The organism is Terrisporobacter vanillatitrophus (assembly GCF_051148895.1).
Classification (GTDB): Bacteria; Bacillota; Clostridia; order Peptostreptococcales; family Peptostreptococcaceae; genus Terrisporobacter; species Terrisporobacter vanillatitrophus.
In genome coordinates, this window is the sequence record NZ_CP154625.1 from 710,536 (window position 1) to 730,321 (window position 19,786).

15 protein-coding genes are annotated in these 19,786 nt (G+C 28.5%); 14 read left to right on the forward strand and 1 reads right to left on the reverse strand.

All coding sequences use genetic code 11. The features are described 5' to 3' along the window. Positions 1–60 precede the first annotated feature (60 nt). The 6 genes from glmS (at position 61) to TVTCOM_RS03715 (ending at position 8,587) form a co-directional block, all read left to right on the forward strand. Positions 61–1,887 carry a glutamine--fructose-6-phosphate transaminase (isomerizing) gene (glmS, locus tag TVTCOM_RS03690; protein WP_434798501.1) on the forward strand — a complete coding sequence of 609 codons (1,827 nt, stop codon included), beginning with the start codon at positions 61–63 and terminating at the stop codon, positions 1,885–1,887. Positions 1,888–2,093: 206 nt separating this feature from the next. After that, the gene (locus tag TVTCOM_RS03695) at positions 2,094–3,524 is read left to right on the forward strand and encodes a PTS mannitol transporter subunit IICB (protein ID WP_434798502.1); all 1,431 of its coding nucleotides are present in this window, start codon (positions 2,094–2,096) and stop codon (positions 3,522–3,524) included. 239 nt (positions 3,525–3,763) lie between these two features. Beyond that, a complete protein-coding gene (locus TVTCOM_RS03700; RefSeq protein WP_434798503.1) occupies positions 3,764–5,893 on the forward strand; it encodes a BglG family transcription antiterminator in 2,130 nt (709 codons plus the stop codon). Between the two features lie 32 nt (positions 5,894–5,925). Beyond that, positions 5,926–6,348: a PTS sugar transporter subunit IIA gene (locus TVTCOM_RS03705; RefSeq protein WP_434798504.1), complete on the forward strand. Its 423-nt coding sequence runs from the start codon at positions 5,926–5,928 to the stop codon at positions 6,346–6,348. A 12-nt stretch (positions 6,349–6,360) separates the two neighbouring features. Continuing rightward, a complete protein-coding gene (locus tag TVTCOM_RS03710; RefSeq protein ID WP_434798505.1) occupies positions 6,361–7,518 on the forward strand; it encodes a mannitol-1-phosphate 5-dehydrogenase in 1,158 nt (385 codons plus the stop codon). Positions 7,519–7,783: 265 nt separating this feature from the next. Next, positions 7,784–8,587, forward strand: a complete 804-nt coding sequence (locus TVTCOM_RS03715) for a histidinol-phosphatase HisJ family protein (RefSeq protein WP_434798506.1) — start codon at positions 7,784–7,786, stop codon at positions 8,585–8,587. A gap of 37 nt (positions 8,588–8,624) precedes the next feature. Here TVTCOM_RS03715 and TVTCOM_RS03720 read toward each other — a convergent pair whose 3' ends face one another. After that, entirely contained in the window at positions 8,625–9,491 is an 867-nt protein-coding gene (locus tag TVTCOM_RS03720; RefSeq protein ID WP_434798507.1) for a YitT family protein, read from the reverse strand. Between the two features lie 298 nt (positions 9,492–9,789). Between TVTCOM_RS03720 and TVTCOM_RS03725 the strand changes: the two genes are divergently transcribed. The 8 genes from TVTCOM_RS03725 (at position 9,790) to TVTCOM_RS03760 (ending at position 19,778) form a co-directional block, all read left to right on the forward strand. Continuing rightward, positions 9,790–10,251, forward strand: coding sequence for a hypothetical protein (locus TVTCOM_RS03725; protein ID WP_434798508.1), 462 nt, complete (start codon positions 9,790–9,792; stop codon positions 10,249–10,251). A 150-nt stretch (positions 10,252–10,401) separates the two neighbouring features. Beyond that, positions 10,402–11,700 (forward strand): aminotransferase class V-fold PLP-dependent enzyme, encoded by a 1,299-nt coding sequence (locus TVTCOM_RS03730; protein WP_434798509.1) that lies wholly within the window; start codon positions 10,402–10,404, stop codon positions 11,698–11,700. 170 nt (positions 11,701–11,870) lie between these two features. After that, a complete protein-coding gene (locus TVTCOM_RS03735; protein ID WP_434798510.1) occupies positions 11,871–12,299 on the forward strand; it encodes a MarR family winged helix-turn-helix transcriptional regulator in 429 nt (142 codons plus the stop codon). An 11-nt stretch (positions 12,300–12,310) separates the two neighbouring features. Beyond that, a complete protein-coding gene (locus tag TVTCOM_RS03740) occupies positions 12,311–13,678 on the forward strand; it encodes an MATE family efflux transporter (RefSeq protein ID WP_434798511.1) in 1,368 nt (455 codons plus the stop codon). Between the two features lie 103 nt (positions 13,679–13,781). Beyond that, complete coding sequence (locus TVTCOM_RS03745; protein ID WP_434798512.1) at positions 13,782–15,230, forward strand: DEAD/DEAH box helicase; 1,449 nt, start codon at positions 13,782–13,784, stop codon at positions 15,228–15,230. Positions 15,231–15,431: 201 nt separating this feature from the next. Further along, a complete protein-coding gene (gene licT / locus TVTCOM_RS03750) occupies positions 15,432–16,268 on the forward strand; it encodes a BglG family transcription antiterminator LicT (protein ID WP_434798513.1) in 837 nt (278 codons plus the stop codon). Positions 16,269–16,351: 83 nt separating this feature from the next. Continuing rightward, the gene (locus tag TVTCOM_RS03755; RefSeq protein ID WP_434798514.1) at positions 16,352–18,256 is read left to right on the forward strand and encodes a beta-glucoside-specific PTS transporter subunit IIABC; all 1,905 of its coding nucleotides are present in this window, start codon (positions 16,352–16,354) and stop codon (positions 18,254–18,256) included. A gap of 94 nt (positions 18,257–18,350) precedes the next feature. Further along, positions 18,351–19,778, forward strand: coding sequence for a 6-phospho-beta-glucosidase (locus tag TVTCOM_RS03760; protein WP_434798515.1), 1,428 nt, complete (start codon positions 18,351–18,353; stop codon positions 19,776–19,778). The last annotated feature ends 8 nt before the right edge of the window (positions 19,779–19,786 follow it).

The following is a 19,786-nucleotide window of genomic DNA, read 5'->3' on the forward strand; positions in this document are numbered from 1 at the left end:
GTAAATAATAGACCAAACTCTTAAAATATACTAATAATAAATTTTAAGGAGGTCACGCAAATGTGTGGAATAGTTGGATATTTAGGAAAAAGACAATCAACAGAAGTTCTAATAGAAGGACTTTCTAAATTAGAGTACAGAGGGTATGACTCTGCAGGGGTTGCAGTAAATACTGGAGATGAATTATCAATTAGAAAATTCAAAGGAAGATTACAAATATTGGCAGATGATTTACAAGCTAACCCAATACATGGGGGATTAGGAATAGGGCATACTAGATGGGCTACTCATGGTGAACCATCAGATGCGAACTCACATCCTCATTTTAATAAGGATAAATCAATAGCTGTAGTTCATAATGGTATAATAGAAAATTATATCGAATTAAGGGAAGAATTACAAGCAGAAGGTTATGTATTTTTATCTCAAACAGATACAGAAGTAGTTGCTCACTTGCTTGATAAATTCTATGAAGGAAACTTATTAGATGCTGTTTATAAAGCAACTTCTAAATTAAGAGGAGCATATGCTTTAGGTGTGGTTTGCAAAGATAACAACAATGAATTAGTAGCTGTAAGAAAAGATAGTCCATTAGTTGTAGGTTTAGGAGAAGGAGAAAATTTCATAGCATCAGATATACCTGCAATATTAAAATATACTAAAAATGTTTACTTCTTAGAAAATGGTGAATATGTTCACATGGTTGGAGATAAAGTAACTATATTGAATGAAAAGAGAGACGTAGTAAACAAAGAAGTAAGTAAAATAACTTGGGACGTGGAAGCTGCATCAAAAGGTGGATATGATTTCTTTATGTTAAAAGAAATCTATGAACAACCAACTGCAGTTAGAGATACATTAGTAAGAAGATTAGATGAGAATGGAATAATCCATTTAGATGATATAAAAATGACTAAAGAAGATTTAGAAAAAATTAATAAAGTATATATTGTAGCTTGTGGTACTGCTTATAATGCAGGATTAATAGGTAAGTATGCGTTAGAGACGTTTGCTAAAATACCAGTAACAGTAGATATAGCATCAGAGTTTAGATATTCAAATCCATTTATAGATGAAAATACTTTAGTAATACTAGCTAGTCAATCTGGGGAAACTGCAGATACATTAGCTGCACTTAGAGAATCAAAGGAAAGAGGAGCAAGAATTCTTTCTGTAACTAATGTTGTGGGGTCTTCTATAGCTAGAGAATCTCATGATGTATTCTATACTTGGGCAGGACCTGAAGTAGCTGTTGCTTCAACAAAAGCATATACTACTCAATTAACTGCTTTCTACATGATAGCATTAAACTTTGCCTTAACAAAGGGAACTATAGATGAAGAATTATATCACTCAACAATAGAAAAGATAAAAGAGTTACCAGAAAAAATAGAAACAATATTAAATTGTGATGATAAATTAAAAGAAATAGCACAAACGCTAAAAGATAGTAAGGACGTATTTTATTTAGGTAGAGGACTTGACTACTCAATAGCTATTGAAGGTTCTTTAAAAATAAAAGAAATATCTTATACTCATGCTGAAGCATTTGCTGCTGGGGAGTTAAAGCATGGTACAATAGCTTTAATTGAAGAAGGAACTCCTATTGTGGCTTTAGCTACTCAAGGTGAGTTATTCGAAAAGATGGTATCGAATATGCAAGAAGTTAAGGCGAGAGGTGCCAAAGTTATAGCAATAACTCAGGAAGGAAATACAGAAGTTGAAAAATCAGCTGATATAGTAATTTATATACCTGAAGTAGACGATATGTTGTCAGGTATATTAAGTGTAGTGCCAACTCAATTACTTGCTTATCACGTTGCTGAGATAAGAGGATTAGATGTAGATAAGCCAAGAAATTTAGCTAAATCTGTTACAGTTGAATAATAATAATATTTAATATATAAGGTATTGTTACTTAGTGTTTTTAAACATTTTAAAGTAACAATACCTTTTTTTATTGTTAAAATGTCACTAATTTAAGTGACAAGAAAAGGATTTCTTTGAGTTGTTCTAATTAATATTTTTAATGTATTATTAAAGATGTAAGGAACAGCGATTATTAATTTAATATAAATAGGGGAGGTAAAGAGATGAGTAAAGATACGACGATACAAAGTAAAGGTTCATTAAAAAATTCAGTGCAATCAGTAGGGAAATTTCTAAGTGGAATGGTAATGCCAAATATAGGAGCATTCATAGCTTGGGGATTCATAACAGCATTATTTATAGGAACAGGATGGTTACCAAATGAAAGATTAGCAACAATGGTTGATCCAATTCTTAAATATTTATTACCTGTATTAATCGGATATACAGGTGGTAAAGCAGTAGCTGGAGATAGAGGTGCAGTAATAGGTGCTATAGCAACTATGGGTGTAATTATTGGTTCAGATATACCAATGTTAATAGGTGCAATGATAATGGGACCATTTGCAGGATGGGTAATTAAGAAATTTGATAAATTAGTAGAAGGAAAAATACCTACAGGATTTGAAATGTTAGTAAATAATTTCTCAATCGGTATAATAGGTATGATAATAGCAATTATAGCTTTTTATGGTGTAGGACCAGCAATAGTAGCATTAACTTCTATACTTGAAGCAGGAGTAAAATTTTTAGTTAGCAAAGGATTATTACCTTTACTATCAATATTCATTGAGCCTGGTAAAGTATTATTCTTAAATAATGCTATAAACCACGGAATATTAGGACCTATAGGAATGGCTGAAGCTAAAGAAGCTGGTAAATCTATAATGTTCTTATTAGAAGCTAACCCAGGACCAGGATTAGGTGTATTATTAGCTTATTGGTTATTTGGAAAAGGATTAAGTAAAGAATCAGCTCCTGGAGCTATAATTATACATTTCTTTGGAGGAATACATGAAATATACTTCCCATATATACTAATGAATCCAATATTAATATTGGCAGTAATGGCTGGAGGAGCAGCGGGAGTATTAACTTTATCAGTATTACATGCTGGGTTAGTAGCAGCTCCATCACCAGGAAGTATATTTGCAATATTAGCTTTAGCACCAAAAGGTGGATTATTACCAGTAATAGCTGGTGTGGTAGCGGCAACAGCAGTATCATTCTTAGTAGCATCTCCAATAGTGAAAAAAGCATCAGCAAAAGAAGGAGATAGTTTAGAAGAAGCTCAAGCTCAAATGAAATCAATGAAAAATGAAGCTAAAGGAATAAAAGAAGAAGTATCAGAAGATAAAAAAGAAGATATAAGAAAAATAGTATTTGCTTGTGATGCAGGTATGGGATCAAGTGCTATGGGTGCATCAAGATTTAAAAATAGAGTAAAAGGCTTAGGTTTAGAGCTTGAAATAATAAATACGTCAGTTGATAATATTCCAGATGATACAGATATAGCAGTTACTCATGCCAATTTGGTAGAAAGAGTAACAGGAGACTTCGAAGTAATAGCTATACACAACTTCTTAAAAGACCCAATGCTAGATGAACTATTTAATAGATTAGAAGAGAAAAGTAAAACTACAGTATCAGTATAAATTAACATTAAAGCACCATACTAAATTTTAGTATGGTGCTTTTAGATAGATAATTTAATTTATATAATTGGTGTCGTAAAAAACAAAAATGTCAACTTAAATGCATGATTTAAAACAAAAATGTCACTATTTATAGTGACATTTTTGTTTTAAATATAGGTTGATACTTGTATTTAACTTTGATAAACTTGAACTATAAAAGTCAACAAAATAAAAATGTCACTAATTGAGGAATGTTTATGGGAATAAAAAAAATTACTTCTAGGCAAAAAGATATTATACAAATGATTGCTGAAAATAATTCAGACAAAGCAATAACTGTATCTCAAATTGCAAGTAAACTTGATTTGAGTACAAGAACAGTTTTGAGAGATATGTGCAGTATAGAAAACTGGTTAGATGAAAATGACTTTCGATTTATTAAAAAACCAGGAATTGGCTTAATGCTAAATGAAAACTTAGAAAATAAAAAATATATAATAGAATTATTACACGAAGAGGGTGTATCAAAGGAATACTCAAAAAAAGAAAGAAAAATTTTAATATTATCTAAGCTTTTAACATCTAAAGAGCCATTAAAGTCTTATTATTTTATAAAACTATTAAAAATATCAGAAGGAACATTAAATAATGATTTCGCAATAGTATCTGATTGGCTAAATGAATTTAATATAAAATTAGTGAAAAAACAAGGTTTTGGTTGTTATCTTGAAGGTAATGAAAAGGATTTCAGAAAAGCATATGTTAATTTAATATATGAGTCATGTGATGAAAAACATATTTTAAATATGGTAAGAAGTATTGGAAAAAATATAAATCCCAAGTCTACAATAGAATTTTCATCAGAAGATAGACTGTTAAACTTAATTGATAAGTCCATAATCAAAACGGTTGAGACAACTTTAACTAAAGAAATAAAAGAATTAAATCTTAACTTATCAGATAGTTCTTATATAGGACTAGTGGTTCATATATCTTTAGCTATACAAAGAATAAAAAATGATGAAAATATAATCATGGATAAGGATATACTTGATGAATTACAACTTATGGAACAGTTTAAATTTGCTCAAAGAATAGGAAGTGCCATAGGTAAAGTATTTAATATAGAAATTCCAATAGATGAAATAGGATATATAACTATGCATATAAAGGGATCTAAGTTAAGATTGTCAAGTAAGAACAATACTTTTGAACTTGATGATGTGGAGATAAGGAGTATTGCTAAAAAGCTTATTAAGCTAGCAGAAATTGAACTTGATATTCCACTTGAGAAGGATGAAAAATTATTAAATGACTTAACCAATCATCTAGGTCCGTCATTATGTAGAATGAAGATGGATATGGTAATAAGAAATCCAATACTAGATCAAATTAAATCAGAATATTATGAAAGTTTCAAAGGTATAGAGAAAATTACATCATTCATTAAAGATATGATGGATATAAAAGAAATTCCAGAATCAGAAATTGCATATATAGTTATGCATTTTGAATCTGCCATGGAAAGAAGTTTATTAATAGAAACTAATATTAATGCTGTAATTTCTTGTCCAACAGGCATAGGAACATCTAGATTTCTTCAGACAAAGTTAGAAAAGAAATATCCTAACCTGAATGTTCTAGATACTATTTCATCATTAAAAATAGATGAAAATTATCTGAAACATAAAAATGTAGATATAATAATTTCAACAGTTGAACTAAATACCAATGTAGATTATATATCCATATCACCATTTTTAAATTATGAAGATGAAAAAATAATAAAAAAAGAAATTTTAAGAATAGCAAAAGAAAAAATTACTAAATCTAAAAAAGAAGAAGAAGTAGTTATTGAAGAGAAAAATTCCACATATCAAGAAGAAATGTTTAAACTTATGAATATAGGAAAAGAAGGAATTGAATATTTACAAGATATAAAGTATATAGAAAGCTCAAAGTGTGCAAGTTTGAAAGAATTAATAGAATTATCTAGTGATATATTTGGAATTACAAATGAGCATAAAGAAATCATACAAAAAGATTTACAAAAAAGAGTGAAAGTTTCTACTCCTTATGTAGATGACATAGACATGATGTTATTGCATTGTTCTACACAAGGAATTGATAGTATAAAAAGTGCTATCATTAGATTAGAAGAAGATATAGAGCTAGAGCATAATCAAATGTGCAAATATGGTTTTTTAATGTTAATCCCAGAAAATGCAAAGGATTATCAAAGACAATTATTGAGCTCTATAAGTATGAAATTAATAGAAGATATGGAATTTGTTGAACATCTAAAGTTTTCTGAAAAAAAAGTTGTAAGTGAAAAAATTAATAATATAATTTTAGATTTCTATGAAAGCAAAATCAAATCATTATAAATATAAACAATAAATATTTGGGGGTCAAAATAATGAATAATGTTTTATGCAAAGAAAATATATTTTTAGGATTAAAACCAGTATCTAAAGAAGACGCTATAATATTAGCAGGTCAAAAACTAGTTGAAAATGGATATGTAAATGAAAATTATATAGAGGCAATGTTAGAAAGAGAAAAAATAATGACAACATATATGGGTATGGGAGTTGCAATACCTCATGGTGTAAATGAAGCAAAGAAAGAAGTTAAGCAATCTGGAATAGTTATATTACAATTCCCAGAAGGTGTAGACTTTGATGGAGAAAAAGCATATTTAATAATCGGTATAGCAGGCGTTGGAAATGAGCATTTAGAAATATTATCTAATATTGCAGTAGTTTTAGATGATGATTTAACAGATAGATTAAAAGATTCAACAAATAAAGATGAAATAATAGAAGCGTTTGCTAACTAAGGGGGAAGAGTTATGAAAAGGGCAATTCAATTTGGTGCAGGTAATATAGGAAGAGGATTTATTGGAGGTTTATTATCAAAATCAGGATACCATGTAGTATTTGCAGATGTTAATAATGAAATACTTGATGCCATAAATAAAGATAAAACGTATAAAATTCTTATTAAAGATGTAGATTGTTCTGAAGAAGTAATAACAAATATAAGTGGTGTATCATCATTATGTGAAAAGATAATTGAAGAAATAGAAAATGCTGAGTTAATAACTACAGCAGTTGGACCATTAGTTTTATCTAAAATAGCACCAACTATAGCTAGGGGAATAAAAGCAAGAAGAGAAAAAAATATAATTCATTTTTTAAATATAATAGCATGTGAAAATGCTATATGTGCAAGTGATATATTAAAAGAAGAAGTATTAAAATATTTAGATGAAGAAGATAAAAAATATGTGGAGCAATATGTGGGATTCCCAAATAGCTCTGTTGACAGAATTGTACCACCATGTACAAATGAAAATCCTTTAGATGTGACTGTTGAAAAGTTCTATGAATGGAATGTAGAAGAATTAGGTATTAAAGGAGAATTACCAAAGATAGAAGGCATGAATCTAGTTGAAAATTTAATGGCATATGTAGAACGTAAATTATTTACTTTGAATACAGGTCATGCCATAACAGCTTACTTAGGCTATTTAAATGGATATAAAACTGTAGATGAAAGTATAGCAGATGAAAAAATACTCAAAGTGGTTAAAAATGCTATGAGAGAAAGTGGTCAAGGATTGTCTAAGAAGCACCATTTAGATTTAGATAAACATTATATCTATATAGATAAAATAATAAACAGATTTAAAAATCCTCATCTAAATGATGATGTGATGAGAGTAGGAAGAGAACCACTTAGAAAATTAAGTTCACAAGATAGATTAATAAATCCTTTGTTGACAGCTAAGTCTTACAATATAGAAGTAGATAATCTAATTATAGGAGTAAGTGTAGCACTTCTTTATAATAATGAAGGAGATCCACAAAGTGTAGAACTACAAAATTATATAGAAGAATTAGGAGTAAAAGGTACTTTAACAAAAGTGTGTGGAATAGATAATGATGAAGTATTATGTAAAGTTGAAGAAACATACAATAGAATGTTAGCAGTAGGAGCATTATAATTTCATTGACATATATATAAGAATATTTGGATATAGTGCCAAAATAAAATGTCAGAATATTTTGAAAAATATAAGCCGTTTAAGCTCAATTAATGATTTTAAACGGCTTATTTTAGTGCAAGTTATAACTTTAACAAATATTACAGCTATAAATTTCTAATAAGCAGAAAATAATAGAATTAATCATACATATTCATTTTGATATATTTATTTTATGAAATAATTGATAAGGAACTGACACTAATAAAAAATAGGAGGTATAATTATGTATTATGATTATCATATGCATTCAAGTTTTTCAGAGGATAGTAATACTCCTATGGAAGATATGATAAATAAATCAATAGAATTAGGAATAAAGGAAATATGTTTTACAGAGCATGTAGACTACAATGTAATTAAAAATAACAAAGAAACTAATTATATTTTTGATTATGATGAATTTTTTGACGCTATAGATTATTATAATTATAAGTATAAAAACAAAATTGTTATAAAAAAAGGCGTTGAGTATGGCTTTCAAAAACATATACTAGAAAAATGTACTCAAGATATTAAAAAATATGATTTTGATTTTGTAATTGGATCTATTCATGCTATTGATAAGTATGAACTTATTAATAGACATTTATATAAGGGAAAAACGCAACTAGAAGCATATAGAAAATATTATGAAACCTTATATGAAATTGTTAAAATATATAAAAACTATTGTGTACTTGGGCATTTAGATTTAGTTAAGCGATATGGGGATATAAATAATATAATAGATGATAATGTATTTAGTTACGAAATTGATGAAATACTAAAAACAGTAATATATGATGGTAAGGGAATAGAGATTAATACATCTTGTTTTAGATATAAATTACCAGATTTAACTCCTTCATCATATATATTAAAAAGATATAAAGAACTTGGAGGGGAAATTATTACTACAGGTTCAGATTCTCATAATCCAGCTCAGGTAGCTCATGAATTTAAAAGAATTTATGAAAACTTGAGAGATATGGGATATAAATATGTATGTACTTTTGATAAAATGAAGCCTAATTTTATAAACTTATAGATAACAAAAAAAGGTGGTAAGTAATACCACCTTTTTGCTAATACATTTGCTTGAAACCTTCTCCAAGTGCTTCATGAACATCTGTAATAACTACAAATGCATTAGGATCAACAGTTTTGACTATTTTTCTAAGAGTAGATACTTCTCTTTTGCCTACTACAACAAGTAAAGCATCTTTTTCTTCTTTTGTATAACCACCTTTGGCGCTTAGGATAGTTACTCCTCTATTCATTTTTTCTAATATGGCATTAGATATTTCATCTGGCGAATTTGATATAATAGTAAAAGATTTAGCACTATAAAATCCTTGCACAACCATATCGCTTACTACAACAGCAATGTATAATCCTAGTGCAGAGTATAAACCAATCTCTATTTTTCCTGTAGCGAATATTGATGACATAACTACTATAAAATCAGCTACTCCCATTAATTTTGGGACGCTAACAGATGGAAACCATCTGTTTAATATTAAACCTATTAAATCAGTACCGCCTGTTGTTCCATTAATATTAAATATTACACCAAGTCCTAATCCTAAAATTACCCCACCAGTAAGTGTTGCTAATAAGACATCATTAGTAATGTCAAAAGTGGCAAAATTTTCACATAAGTTTAGTGCTAAAGTAAAGAATACTATTCCTAATAACGTTTTCAAACATTCTCTCTTTGTTAAAACCTTGTATGCTATGATGAATAATGGAACGTTGAAAATTAAGTTTACTAACCATAAAGGTATGCTAAACAGATAATTGATTATTACCGCTAACCCTGTTAATCCTCCAGGAGCAATTGAATGAGGATCAAAGAATAATACAAAAGATAATGCCATCAAAAAACACCCTACAATCAGAAGGAATGTTTCATACAAAAACTCCTTAAAAATAATTTTTTCTTCTCCCATAATAAACCTCCGTATTAATATAAGTATGACGTATTCTGATTTTGATTTTGTCACAAGTAACATTCTAATCCTTATTTTAAAGAAAAACAACAACTTAAGCCAATAATTAAAATTTTAATAATTTATACTTTATTTATATAAAAAAAAACTAATACGGAACTATAAAACGTGCATTTTTAGTCAATTGAAAAAAAGCAAAATAGGCATAAAATACCAGTAAAATAAAAGTTTTTTATAATGAAAATAATATCATTCTCAATTACAATATAATTACAAACATATAAAGGGGTGTCATAAAATGAGTTTTTTTAGTGGGGAATTGAGAACTTTTGATTTATGCAAAATGAATGAGGAAGTATGTAAAAAGGCTGCTGTAAAAACGTGTTACAATGGTATAAGTACATGTTTAAAGGACGAGGAAAATAATAAGCAGATTGAAGAATTATTAAAGTATAAGGGGCAACTATATTATTTCTTTGGTAGAAGAAATGAACAGTATTTATCATGTATAAATGGTGAAAACTACCTTATTGATGACGAAGTAAAAGAGAATTCACAAGGAATATATATGTCAGATGCATATATTAACCCATATGAAGATATAAATTTAGGATTTTTAATTTTATGTAATGGTCAGAATATAGAAATACATCCGGCTATAGAAGGGGAAGCTATAAAATGCCGCAGATGTGAAATTGTAGATGATTGTGGAGATTTAAATAAAGAAATGAAAGCATTTATAAGTAAATACATATTATAAAAACAGAGGAATGTGGGTTTTACCATATTCCTTTATTTTATGTAAAGATAAATAAAGCCATGGGCATAATATATAAAGTAACTTTGTCTAAGGATAATCATATATATAAATAAGTAAAGTATAAATTTTTCAAGAAGGGACGCTAAATTTATGGATATATATAATAATTATAATAAATATAGAGATTTATTTATTGGAGTAGATAACCAAGTTCAATTGGCTAATGGAAATATGGCTATGCCTATAGGATTTGATAATGGCGCAACTACACCATCATTGAAATCATCATATAGAGAATTATGTAAAGGATTAATAACATATGGAGCTGTAGCTAGGGGAACTGGACAGAAAAGTGAAATAACTACTCAAAAATATGAAGAGGCAAGACAAATTATACTGGATTTTTTTAATGTGGGTAGTGATTTAAGATATACTGCAGTTTTTGGAAAAACGACAACTGAGTGTATGAATTTATTAGCAAATGTGTTAATTAAAAGTAAAGATGATAAAATAATTACCACAAGAATGGAACATCATGCAAATGATTTGCCTTGGAGATATAGTGCCACAGTAGAATATATTGATGTAGATAAAATGGGAAGAATAAGTGTAGATAGTATAGAAGATAAATTAAAAGAAAATAATGGTACAATAAAATACGTAACTGTAACAGGAGCATCAAATGTTACTGGATATGTAAATCCCATACATGAAATAGCTGGAATATGTCATAAATATAATGCAAAAATAATAGTAGATGGTGCTCAACTAGTTGCTCATAAAGAAATAAATATGAAGGGTAAAAAGCCAGGAGAAGAAATAGATTTTTTAGTTTTTTCAAGCCATAAAACATATTCCCCTTATGGAACGGGTGTAATAGTTGGACTTAAGGAAGACTTGTCCAATTTAACTCCATTTTTAAAGGGAGGAGCATGTGTAAAAGTAGTTACAGATTATGATGTTATATGGGATGATTGCCCAGCTTTACATGAGGCAGGTAGTCCTAACTCATTGGGAGCTATGGCTACAGGTAGAGCATTGCAAGAATTGAAACAAATTGGTTTTAATAATATATATGAACATGAAATGATGTTGAAAGAATTTATAATAACAGAAATGAAAAAAATAGATAGAGTTATATTATACGGAGATAATGAAAATATAGATGATCGATTAGGAATTATTGTTTTTAATATAGATGGTGAAAATTATAAAACAATTGGTAAAAGATTTGCTGATGAAATGGCAATTGCCCTAAGAACTGGAAAGTTTTGTGCTCATCCATATGTTAATAGATTGATGGGAGTTAGCGATGAAACTGCATGTAACAATGCTTATACTAATAAACCAACAAATGGAATGTTAAGAGCAAGCTTAGGACTTTATAATACTGTGGAAGAAGCAAGGGCGTTTATAGCATATACTAAATATTTAGTATCAACTTTATAACTATTCAATTTTTAGAAGGATAAGTATTTAAAATGCTTATCCTTTTTTACTTATTTATGTAGTTATTTAAAGAAGATAAAATTTTTATGAAAAAATAGTTGCAATCACAACTAAATATGTTATACTAGTATAGTTGCATACACAACTAAATAAAGAAAGGGTAGAGTTATATGAAGAAAAATAATTGTGATAATATTGGAAAATATATTTCTCAGATATATAGAAAAGGCCGTATTTTTATTAGTAAAGGTCTTGAGGAATATAACATAGGCCAAGGTCAATTTATGTACTTATTAGAACTTTATATAGAGGATGGTAGAAATCAAGAGGAGCTAGCTGAAATCCTTAAAATAGATAAAGGAACTACAGCAAGAGCTCTAAAAAAACTAGAAGAGAATGGATTTGTAAGAAGAGAAAAAGACGAAAATGACAAAAGATCCAATAGGGTTTATTTAACAGAAGAAGGAAACGGAGTAAAGAATGATATATTCTTTATTTTGAATCAATGGGATGAAAAAATGAGTGAACAACTAAATAAAGAAGAAAGAGAATTAATGATAAAATTACTTAAAAAAGTTTGCTCTAATATAAATATATAGGAGGAAAATGCATGAATAAAAATCAAGTAGAATTAGGAACACAATCAGTTGGAAAATTATTATTAAAATATTCTGTACCAGCTATAATAGGAATGATGGTAAATGCACTTTACAATGTGGTAGATAGAGTATTTATAGGAAATATACCTGAAGTAGGCTCTATGGCTATAGCAGGACTTGGTGTTACTATGCCTGTACTTACAATAGCACTAGCTTTTGGGATGCTTGTTGGTATAGGTTCAGCAACTAATGTTTCTATAAAATTAGGACAAGGTAGAAAAGAAGAAGCACAAAACATAATAGGGACAGGTATGTTATTATCAGTAGTATTAGGTGTTTCACTTACTGTATTAGGACTTATATTTTCAGAACAAATACTAACATTATTTGGGGCCAGTGAGGCAACTTTATATTACGCAAAATCATATACAGATATAATTATTGTAGGAACAACATTCTCTATAATGGCAATGTTCTTTAACAATATTATTAGAGGAGATGGAAATCCTAAATTATCAGCAATTATAATGACAGTTGGATGTGTTACAAATATAATATTAGATGCATTATTTATTTTTAAATTTAATATGGGAATCAAAGGTGCAGCAACTGCAACAATAATATCACAAGCTATAACAGCTATGTGGGGACTTTCACATTATTTAAGAAAAAAATCTAATTTAGAATTTAAGTTATCAACTGTTAGATTAAATAAAAATGCAGCAAAATCTATTTTAGCAATAGGTATATCACCCTTTGCAATACAGCTTGCGGCAAGTTTAGTTCAAGTTATAAGTAACCAAAGTTTAAAAACTTATGGTGGAGATTTAGCAATAGGAGCTATGGCTACAATAAGTTCAATTTCCATGATATTTTTAATGCCTTCATTTGGAATAAGTCAAGGTATGCAACCAATAGTTGGATTTAACTATGGTGCTAAAAAATATGATAGAGCAAAAAAAGCATTACAAATATGTTTAATAGCATCTACATGTATATTTGTTATTGGTGCAATGATAATAAATATAGCACCAGAGTTTTTAGTAGGAATGTTTAACAGTGATCCAGAGCTTATGGGAATAACAATAAATGGACTTAAAAAATACACAGTAACTTTACCAATATTAAGTATGGGAATTATAGGCACAAACTATATTCAATCAATTGGTAAGGCTAAAATATCAATACTACTTAGCTTACTAAGACAATGTATATTTTTAATACCTTTAATAATGGTATTACCAAAGTTCTTAGGATTAGATGGAGTTTGGTTCTCACAACCAGTAGCAGATATTATTGCTATAGTTATAATAGCAGCAGTATTATTTAAAGAGGTAAAAAGTTACACCGAAGTAAATAAAGAAGAAGCAGTAGCTTAGATATACAAGTCAGCATTATTAACTAGTGCTGACTTTTTGTTTTGAATAATATTAATTTGACAATTATAATAGTAAGAGATGTTATGAAATTAAGGAGATAAAAATGAATAATAAATTTGAAAAATTCAATTTAGATAAAAATATAATAAAGTCATTAAATAATTTAAATTATAAAGAACCTTCAAAAGTTCAAGATGAGGTTATTCCTAGATTATTAAAAAAAACAGACGTAATAGTAAAATCTAAAACAGGAAGTGGAAAAACAGCATCCTTTGCCATACCAATGGTAGAAAAAATTGATATAGATAATAACAAAGTACAAGGATTAATAATAGCTCCAACAAGAGAGTTAGCACTACAAATTAAAGAAGAAATACAAAATATAGGAAGAATAAAAAAAGTTAGATGTAGTGCAATTTTTGGAAAACAACCACTAAGGGAGCAAGTAACTGAGTTAAAGCAAAGGGTTCATATAGTAGTTGCTACACCTGGAAGAATAATTGATCATATTGGCAGAGGAACTATTGATTTAAGTAATATAAAATATTTTGTAATCGATGAAGCTGATAAAATGTTACATAAAAGTTTTGTTGATGATATGGAGTCAATTTTAAGTAAACTGCCACAAAATTGTTGTAAAGGTATGTTTTCAGCAACTATTGATGAGAATATAGATTTAGTTTGTGACAAATATATGAAAAGTCCTGAAACTATAGATGTAAAAATAGATAATATACAAGTAAAAAAACAAATAAGTGAATATTGTATAAAAGTTGAAAAAGAAAATAAGTATGAGACTCTTAAAAATATAATTTATAGTGAATGTCCAAATTCTACAATTATTTTTCTTAATACAAGAGATAAAGTAGAAGAGATTTATCAAAACATGAAAAAAGAAAAGTTTTTAGTAGGAAGAATTCATGGAGATATGTCTCAAGATAAAAGACTTTTTATTATTAAAGATTTTAAAGAAGGAAAATTTAATATTTTAGTAAGTAGTGATATTACTTCTAGGGGAATTCATATTGATGATGTTTCCTTAGTAATAAATTATGAAGTACCAAGGGACAAGGAAAACTATGTTCATAGAATTGGAAGAACAGGAAGAGTAGATAAATTAGGAAAATCTATTACCATAGTATCTTCTAAAGAAGAAAAATATTTAACTGATATTGAAGAATATACAGGAAATGAGATTGAAAAAATAAATTATATTGATAAAGATAAATCAACTGAAGGAAAAATTAAATTTAATAAACTTCAAAATGATTTATTAAAAAATAAAAAAGTAAACAAAAAAGAAAATACTAATGAAGAAATTACGAAAATATATCTTAATGTGGGGAAGAAAAAGAAAATAAGAGTTATTGATATAGTTGGAGCTTTTAGTAATATTGATGGAATAAATAATGAAGATATTGGAGTGATTGAAGTAAAAGATATCTGCTCTTATGTGGACATTTTAAATTACAAAGGGGATAAGTTTTTAAGAAATAATAAAGAAATTATAGTTAAAAAGAAAAAAGTAAAAGTTAAAAAAGATAAAAAATAATAATTTTATACAAATAATAAAAAATAAATTGACTAGAAAACGTAATCCTGGTATTATTAGTTTAAATAATAACTAAAAATATTTTAAGGATAGTGATTGTTTAAGTACAAGCTAAACCTATTTATTACACAAATACTAAGGAGAAATTTTGTGTGCATAAATAGGTTTTTTTTATGAAAAATTTAGGAAGGGGTAACTGTAATGATTATTGAAAAAATTTTAAATAATAATGTGATATTGACTAAAAATGAAAAAGATGAAGAAGTTGTAGCAATGGGAAAGGGTATAGCTTTTAAGAAAAAAATAGGTGATATAGTACCTAAAGAATCTATTGATAAAGTTTATACTCTTTCAGATAAAGACACATTATCAAAATTTCAACAATTAATTGCAGATATTCCTATGGAGTATATGACATTAACGGATGATATTATATCATATGCAAAACTTTCTTTAGGTAAAAAATTAAATGATAAAATTTATATAGCCCTGACAGATCACATCCATACTGCCATAGAAAGATTTAAAGAAGGTGTTGCTGTAAAAAATGCAGTATTATGGGATACTAGAAGATTTTATAAAGAAGAATTTGCTATAGGAATGAAATCACTTGATTTAATAGAGAAAAGATTTAATGTAAGGCTACCTGATGATGAAGCTGGATTTATAGCTTTACATATTGTAAATGCAGAAAAAGATCAAGATATTAAAGTTGTTTATAAGATAACTAAAATAATGCAAGAAGTATCTAATATAGTAAAATACTATTTTGGTGTTTCCTTTGATGAAGAATCAGTTTACTATTATCGATTTATAACTCATCTAAAGTTTTTTGCAGAAAGGCTTCTTAATGGAAAAAGCTATACAGGTGAGGAAGACGATGGTTTACTAGATGTAATCAAAGTTAAATATAAAAATTCATATGAATGTGTTGAAAAAATATCTTCATTTATAGAAGAAAAATATAATTATGTATTAGCAAATGAAGAAAAATTATATTTAACAATTCATATAGAAAAAGTTGTTAGCAGAGCATAACTAACACATTGGATGGTGACATTAAGTTGGCCAAACCTTCATATTTTCACACAAATATTAAAAGAAAAATGGAGGAGAGTAAAATGGGAAAATACTCACAACTAGCAAAAGACATTGTTAAAAATGTCGGAGGAAAGGAAAATATAAACAGTTTAACACACTGTATCACAAGACTTAGATTTAAGTTAAAAGACGAGTCTAAGGCCAATGATGAAGTGTTAAAGAAAATGGATGGCGTAGTTACAGTTATGAAAAGTGGTGGACAATATCAAGTTGTCATAGGAAATCACGTACCAGATGTATATGCCGATGTATGTGAAATCGCTGGATTAGGAGGCGATACACAAAATCAAGTCGATGATGCACCCCAAGGGATATTTAATAAGTTTATAGATATAATATCAGGTGTGTTCCAACCAATATTAGGAGTACTTTGTGCAGCGGGTATGATCAAAGGATTTAATGCTTTATTTGTATTCTTAAGTTTATATACTGCAACCAGTGGAACATATCTAATTTTAAATGCAATTGGAGATAGTATATTCCAATACATGCCAGTAATTTTAGGATATACAGCTGCTAAAAAATTTGGATTGAAACCATTTGTAGGAATGTTAATAGGAGCAGCATTATGTTATCCAAGTATACAAGCAACAGCATTGTCTGTAGGTAAACCTTTATATACTTTGTTCTCAGGAACAATGTTTGAATCTCCGGTTTACTTTACTTTCTTAGGAATTCCAGTAATAGCAATGAATTATACTTCAACAGTAATACCAGTTATTTTAATAGCTTATTTAGCTTCAAAAGTAGAAAAATTAGCCACAAAAATAATACCAGATGTAATTAAAAACTTTTTTGTACCAATGTTTGTACTATTAATATCTTTACCACTTGGTTTTATGATAGTTGGACCTATAGCAACATTTGCATCAAATATAGTTGGAAACCTATTTTTAGGATTATATAATTTATCACCAGTAATATGTGGAGCACTAGTGGGATTCTTCTGGCAAATACTTGTTCTGTTTGGATTACATTGGGGTCTTATACCAATTGCAATTACAAATACAATGACTATGGGATTTGATACTATCTTAGTAGGAGCATTTGCACCATCATTTGCACAAACAGCAGTTGTTGCAGCAATGTATTTTAAGTTAAAAGACAAAAAATTAAAAGAGTTATGTATACCTGCAGTAATATCAGGAATATGTGGAGTTACTGAACCAGCAATCTATGGTATATCATTACCTAAAAAGAAACCATTTATATTTTCTTGTATAGGAGGAGCATTAGGTGGTTTAGTTATGGGACTAATGAATGCAAAGCTATATATAATGGGTGGACTTGGTATATTTGGAATACCAAGTTATATAAATCCAGCAACAAATGATGCTAAAGGAGCAATAGCTGCAATTATATGTATAGGTGTTGCAGTGGTAACAGGTTTTGTTTTAACATTCTTCTTTTGGAAAGATGAAACTGAAGAGGATACAACAATAGTAGAACCAAAAAGAGCAATAAAATCAAAAATAGATATTGTTTATAGTCCAATACAAGGAGAGGTTAAGCCATTAGCTCAAATAAAAGACGATGCTTTTGCTTCTGGAGTTTTAGGTAAAGGTGTAGCTATAGTGCCTAAAGAAGGAAAAGTTGTAGCTCCTTTTGATGGAACAATAATGACTCTATTCCCAACAAAACATGCAATAGGCATGGTGTCTGAAAATGGATGTGAAGTTTTAGTTCATATAGGATTAGATACTGTTCGATTAGAAGGAAAATATTTTGAAACATCTTTTAAAGTAGGAGATAAAGTTAAAAAAGGACAAACTTTAATAACTTTTGATAAAGATGAAATAATTAAAGAAGGATACTGTCTGGAAACTCCAGTAATAATAACTAATCACTCTGACTATTTGGAAATAATAGAGGTACAAAGAAAAACAGTTAATGAAAAAGATGAATTAATAAAGGTAATTGCTTAGTAAAATAAATAATCATAATAATTTAAATATAAATGTCAAAGGCATTAGTCTACTAATGCTTTTGACCTATAAGATTGATGTGGAGGTAGCTGAAATGGGACTTAGAAAAGATTTTTTATGGGGAGGAGCTACAGCTGCTAACCAATGTGAAGGTGGATATAAAGAAGGTGGTAGAGGACTATCAAATGTAGATGTTCAACCTTTTGGGGAAGATAGATTTCCTGTTGGACTTGGAAAAATGAAAATGTTTGAGTGTGATGAAGAACATTATTATCCATCGCATATGGCAATAGATATGTACCATAATTACAAAGAAGATATAGCCTTATTTGCTGAAATGGGGTTTAAATGCTATAGATTATCAATATCTTGGACTAGAATATTTCCAACAGGGGAAGAAGATATTCCAAATGAAGAGGGATTAAAGTTTTATGAAGGTCTATTTGATGAATGTATAAAATATGGAATAGAACCTTTAGTTACAATATGTCACTTTGATGTGCCTATGCATTTGGTTGAAAAATATGGTTCTTGGAAAAGTAGAGAATTAGTAGATTTATATGTGAAATATTGTAATGCAATATTTACAAGATTTAAAGAAAAGGTCAAGTATTGGTTAACTTTTAATGAGATAAATATGTTGTTGCATCTTCCTTTTGTGGGAGCTGGTTTATACTTTGAAAAAGGAGACAATGAAGAAGCTGTAAAATATCAAGCAGCTCATCATCAATTAGTTGCTAGTGCTTTAGCAACAAAACTTGCTCATGAAATAAATCCAAGTTTCAAAATAGGATGTATGTTGGCAGCTGGAAATACTTATGCAAATACATGTGATCCAGAAGATGTATTTAAATCTATGGAAAAGGATAGAGAAAACTATTTCTTTATAGATGTTCAATCAAGAGGATATTACCCAGCATATGCTTTAAAAGAATTAGAGCGTAAAGGAATAAATATAAAAATTAAGGATGAAGATGCAAAAATACTTAGGGAAAATACTGTGGATTTTATATCATTCTCATATTATTCTTCAAGATTAACAAGTGCTGATCCAAAAATAAATGCTAATACAGAAGGTAATGTGTTTGCAACATTAAAAAATCCATACCTAAAAGCTAGTGAATGGGGATGGCAAATAGATCCTCTTGGACTTAGAATAACAATGAACTCTTTATATGATAGATATCAAAAGCCACTATTTATAGTAGAAAATGGTCTAGGAGCTATAGACACTCCTGATGAAAATGGAGAAATAAATGATGACTATAGAATAGAGTATCTACGTCAGCATATAAAAGCAATGAAAGATGCAGTGGAATTAGATGGAGTAGATTTATTAGGATATACTTCATGGGGATGTATAGATTTAATAAGTGCATCAACAGGTGAAATGAAAAAGCGTTACGGATATATTTATGTAGATAAAGATAATGAAGGAAAGGGAACACTAAAAAGAAGTAAAAAGAAATCATTCTACTGGTATAAAAAAGTTATAGAAACAAATGGAGAAGATTTATCATAATTAGGAGG

Excerpts from the sequence above, each read along its gene's own strand:
- TVTCOM_RS03730 (WP_434798509.1), top strand. The coding sequence starts at position 10,402 with ATGGATATATATAATAATTATAATAAATATAGAGATTTATTTATTGGA.
- licT (WP_434798513.1), top strand. The coding sequence starts at position 15,432 with ATGATTATTGAAAAAATTTTAAATAATAATGTGATATTGACTAAAAAT.
- TVTCOM_RS03745 (WP_434798512.1), top strand. The coding sequence starts at position 13,782 with ATGAATAATAAATTTGAAAAATTCAATTTAGATAAAAATATAATAAAG.
- TVTCOM_RS03760 (WP_434798515.1), top strand. The coding sequence starts at position 18,351 with ATGGGACTTAGAAAAGATTTTTTATGGGGAGGAGCTACAGCTGCTAAC.
- TVTCOM_RS03725 (WP_434798508.1), top strand. The coding sequence starts at position 9,790 with ATGAGTTTTTTTAGTGGGGAATTGAGAACTTTTGATTTATGCAAAATG.
- TVTCOM_RS03695 (WP_434798502.1), top strand. The coding sequence starts at position 2,094 with ATGAGTAAAGATACGACGATACAAAGTAAAGGTTCATTAAAAAATTCA.
- TVTCOM_RS03720 (WP_434798507.1), bottom strand. The coding sequence starts at position 9,491 with ATGGGAGAAGAAAAAATTATTTTTAAGGAGTTTTTGTATGAAACATTC.
- TVTCOM_RS03710 (WP_434798505.1), top strand. The coding sequence starts at position 6,361 with ATGAAAAGGGCAATTCAATTTGGTGCAGGTAATATAGGAAGAGGATTT.
- TVTCOM_RS03735 (WP_434798510.1), top strand. The coding sequence starts at position 11,871 with ATGAAGAAAAATAATTGTGATAATATTGGAAAATATATTTCTCAGATA.
- TVTCOM_RS03755 (WP_434798514.1), top strand. The coding sequence starts at position 16,352 with ATGGGAAAATACTCACAACTAGCAAAAGACATTGTTAAAAATGTCGGA.
- TVTCOM_RS03700 (WP_434798503.1), top strand. The coding sequence starts at position 3,764 with ATGGGAATAAAAAAAATTACTTCTAGGCAAAAAGATATTATACAAATG.
- glmS (WP_434798501.1), top strand. The coding sequence starts at position 61 with ATGTGTGGAATAGTTGGATATTTAGGAAAAAGACAATCAACAGAAGTT.
- TVTCOM_RS03740 (WP_434798511.1), top strand. The coding sequence starts at position 12,311 with ATGAATAAAAATCAAGTAGAATTAGGAACACAATCAGTTGGAAAATTA.
- TVTCOM_RS03705 (WP_434798504.1), top strand. The coding sequence starts at position 5,926 with ATGAATAATGTTTTATGCAAAGAAAATATATTTTTAGGATTAAAACCA.
- TVTCOM_RS03715 (WP_434798506.1), top strand. The coding sequence starts at position 7,784 with ATGTATTATGATTATCATATGCATTCAAGTTTTTCAGAGGATAGTAAT.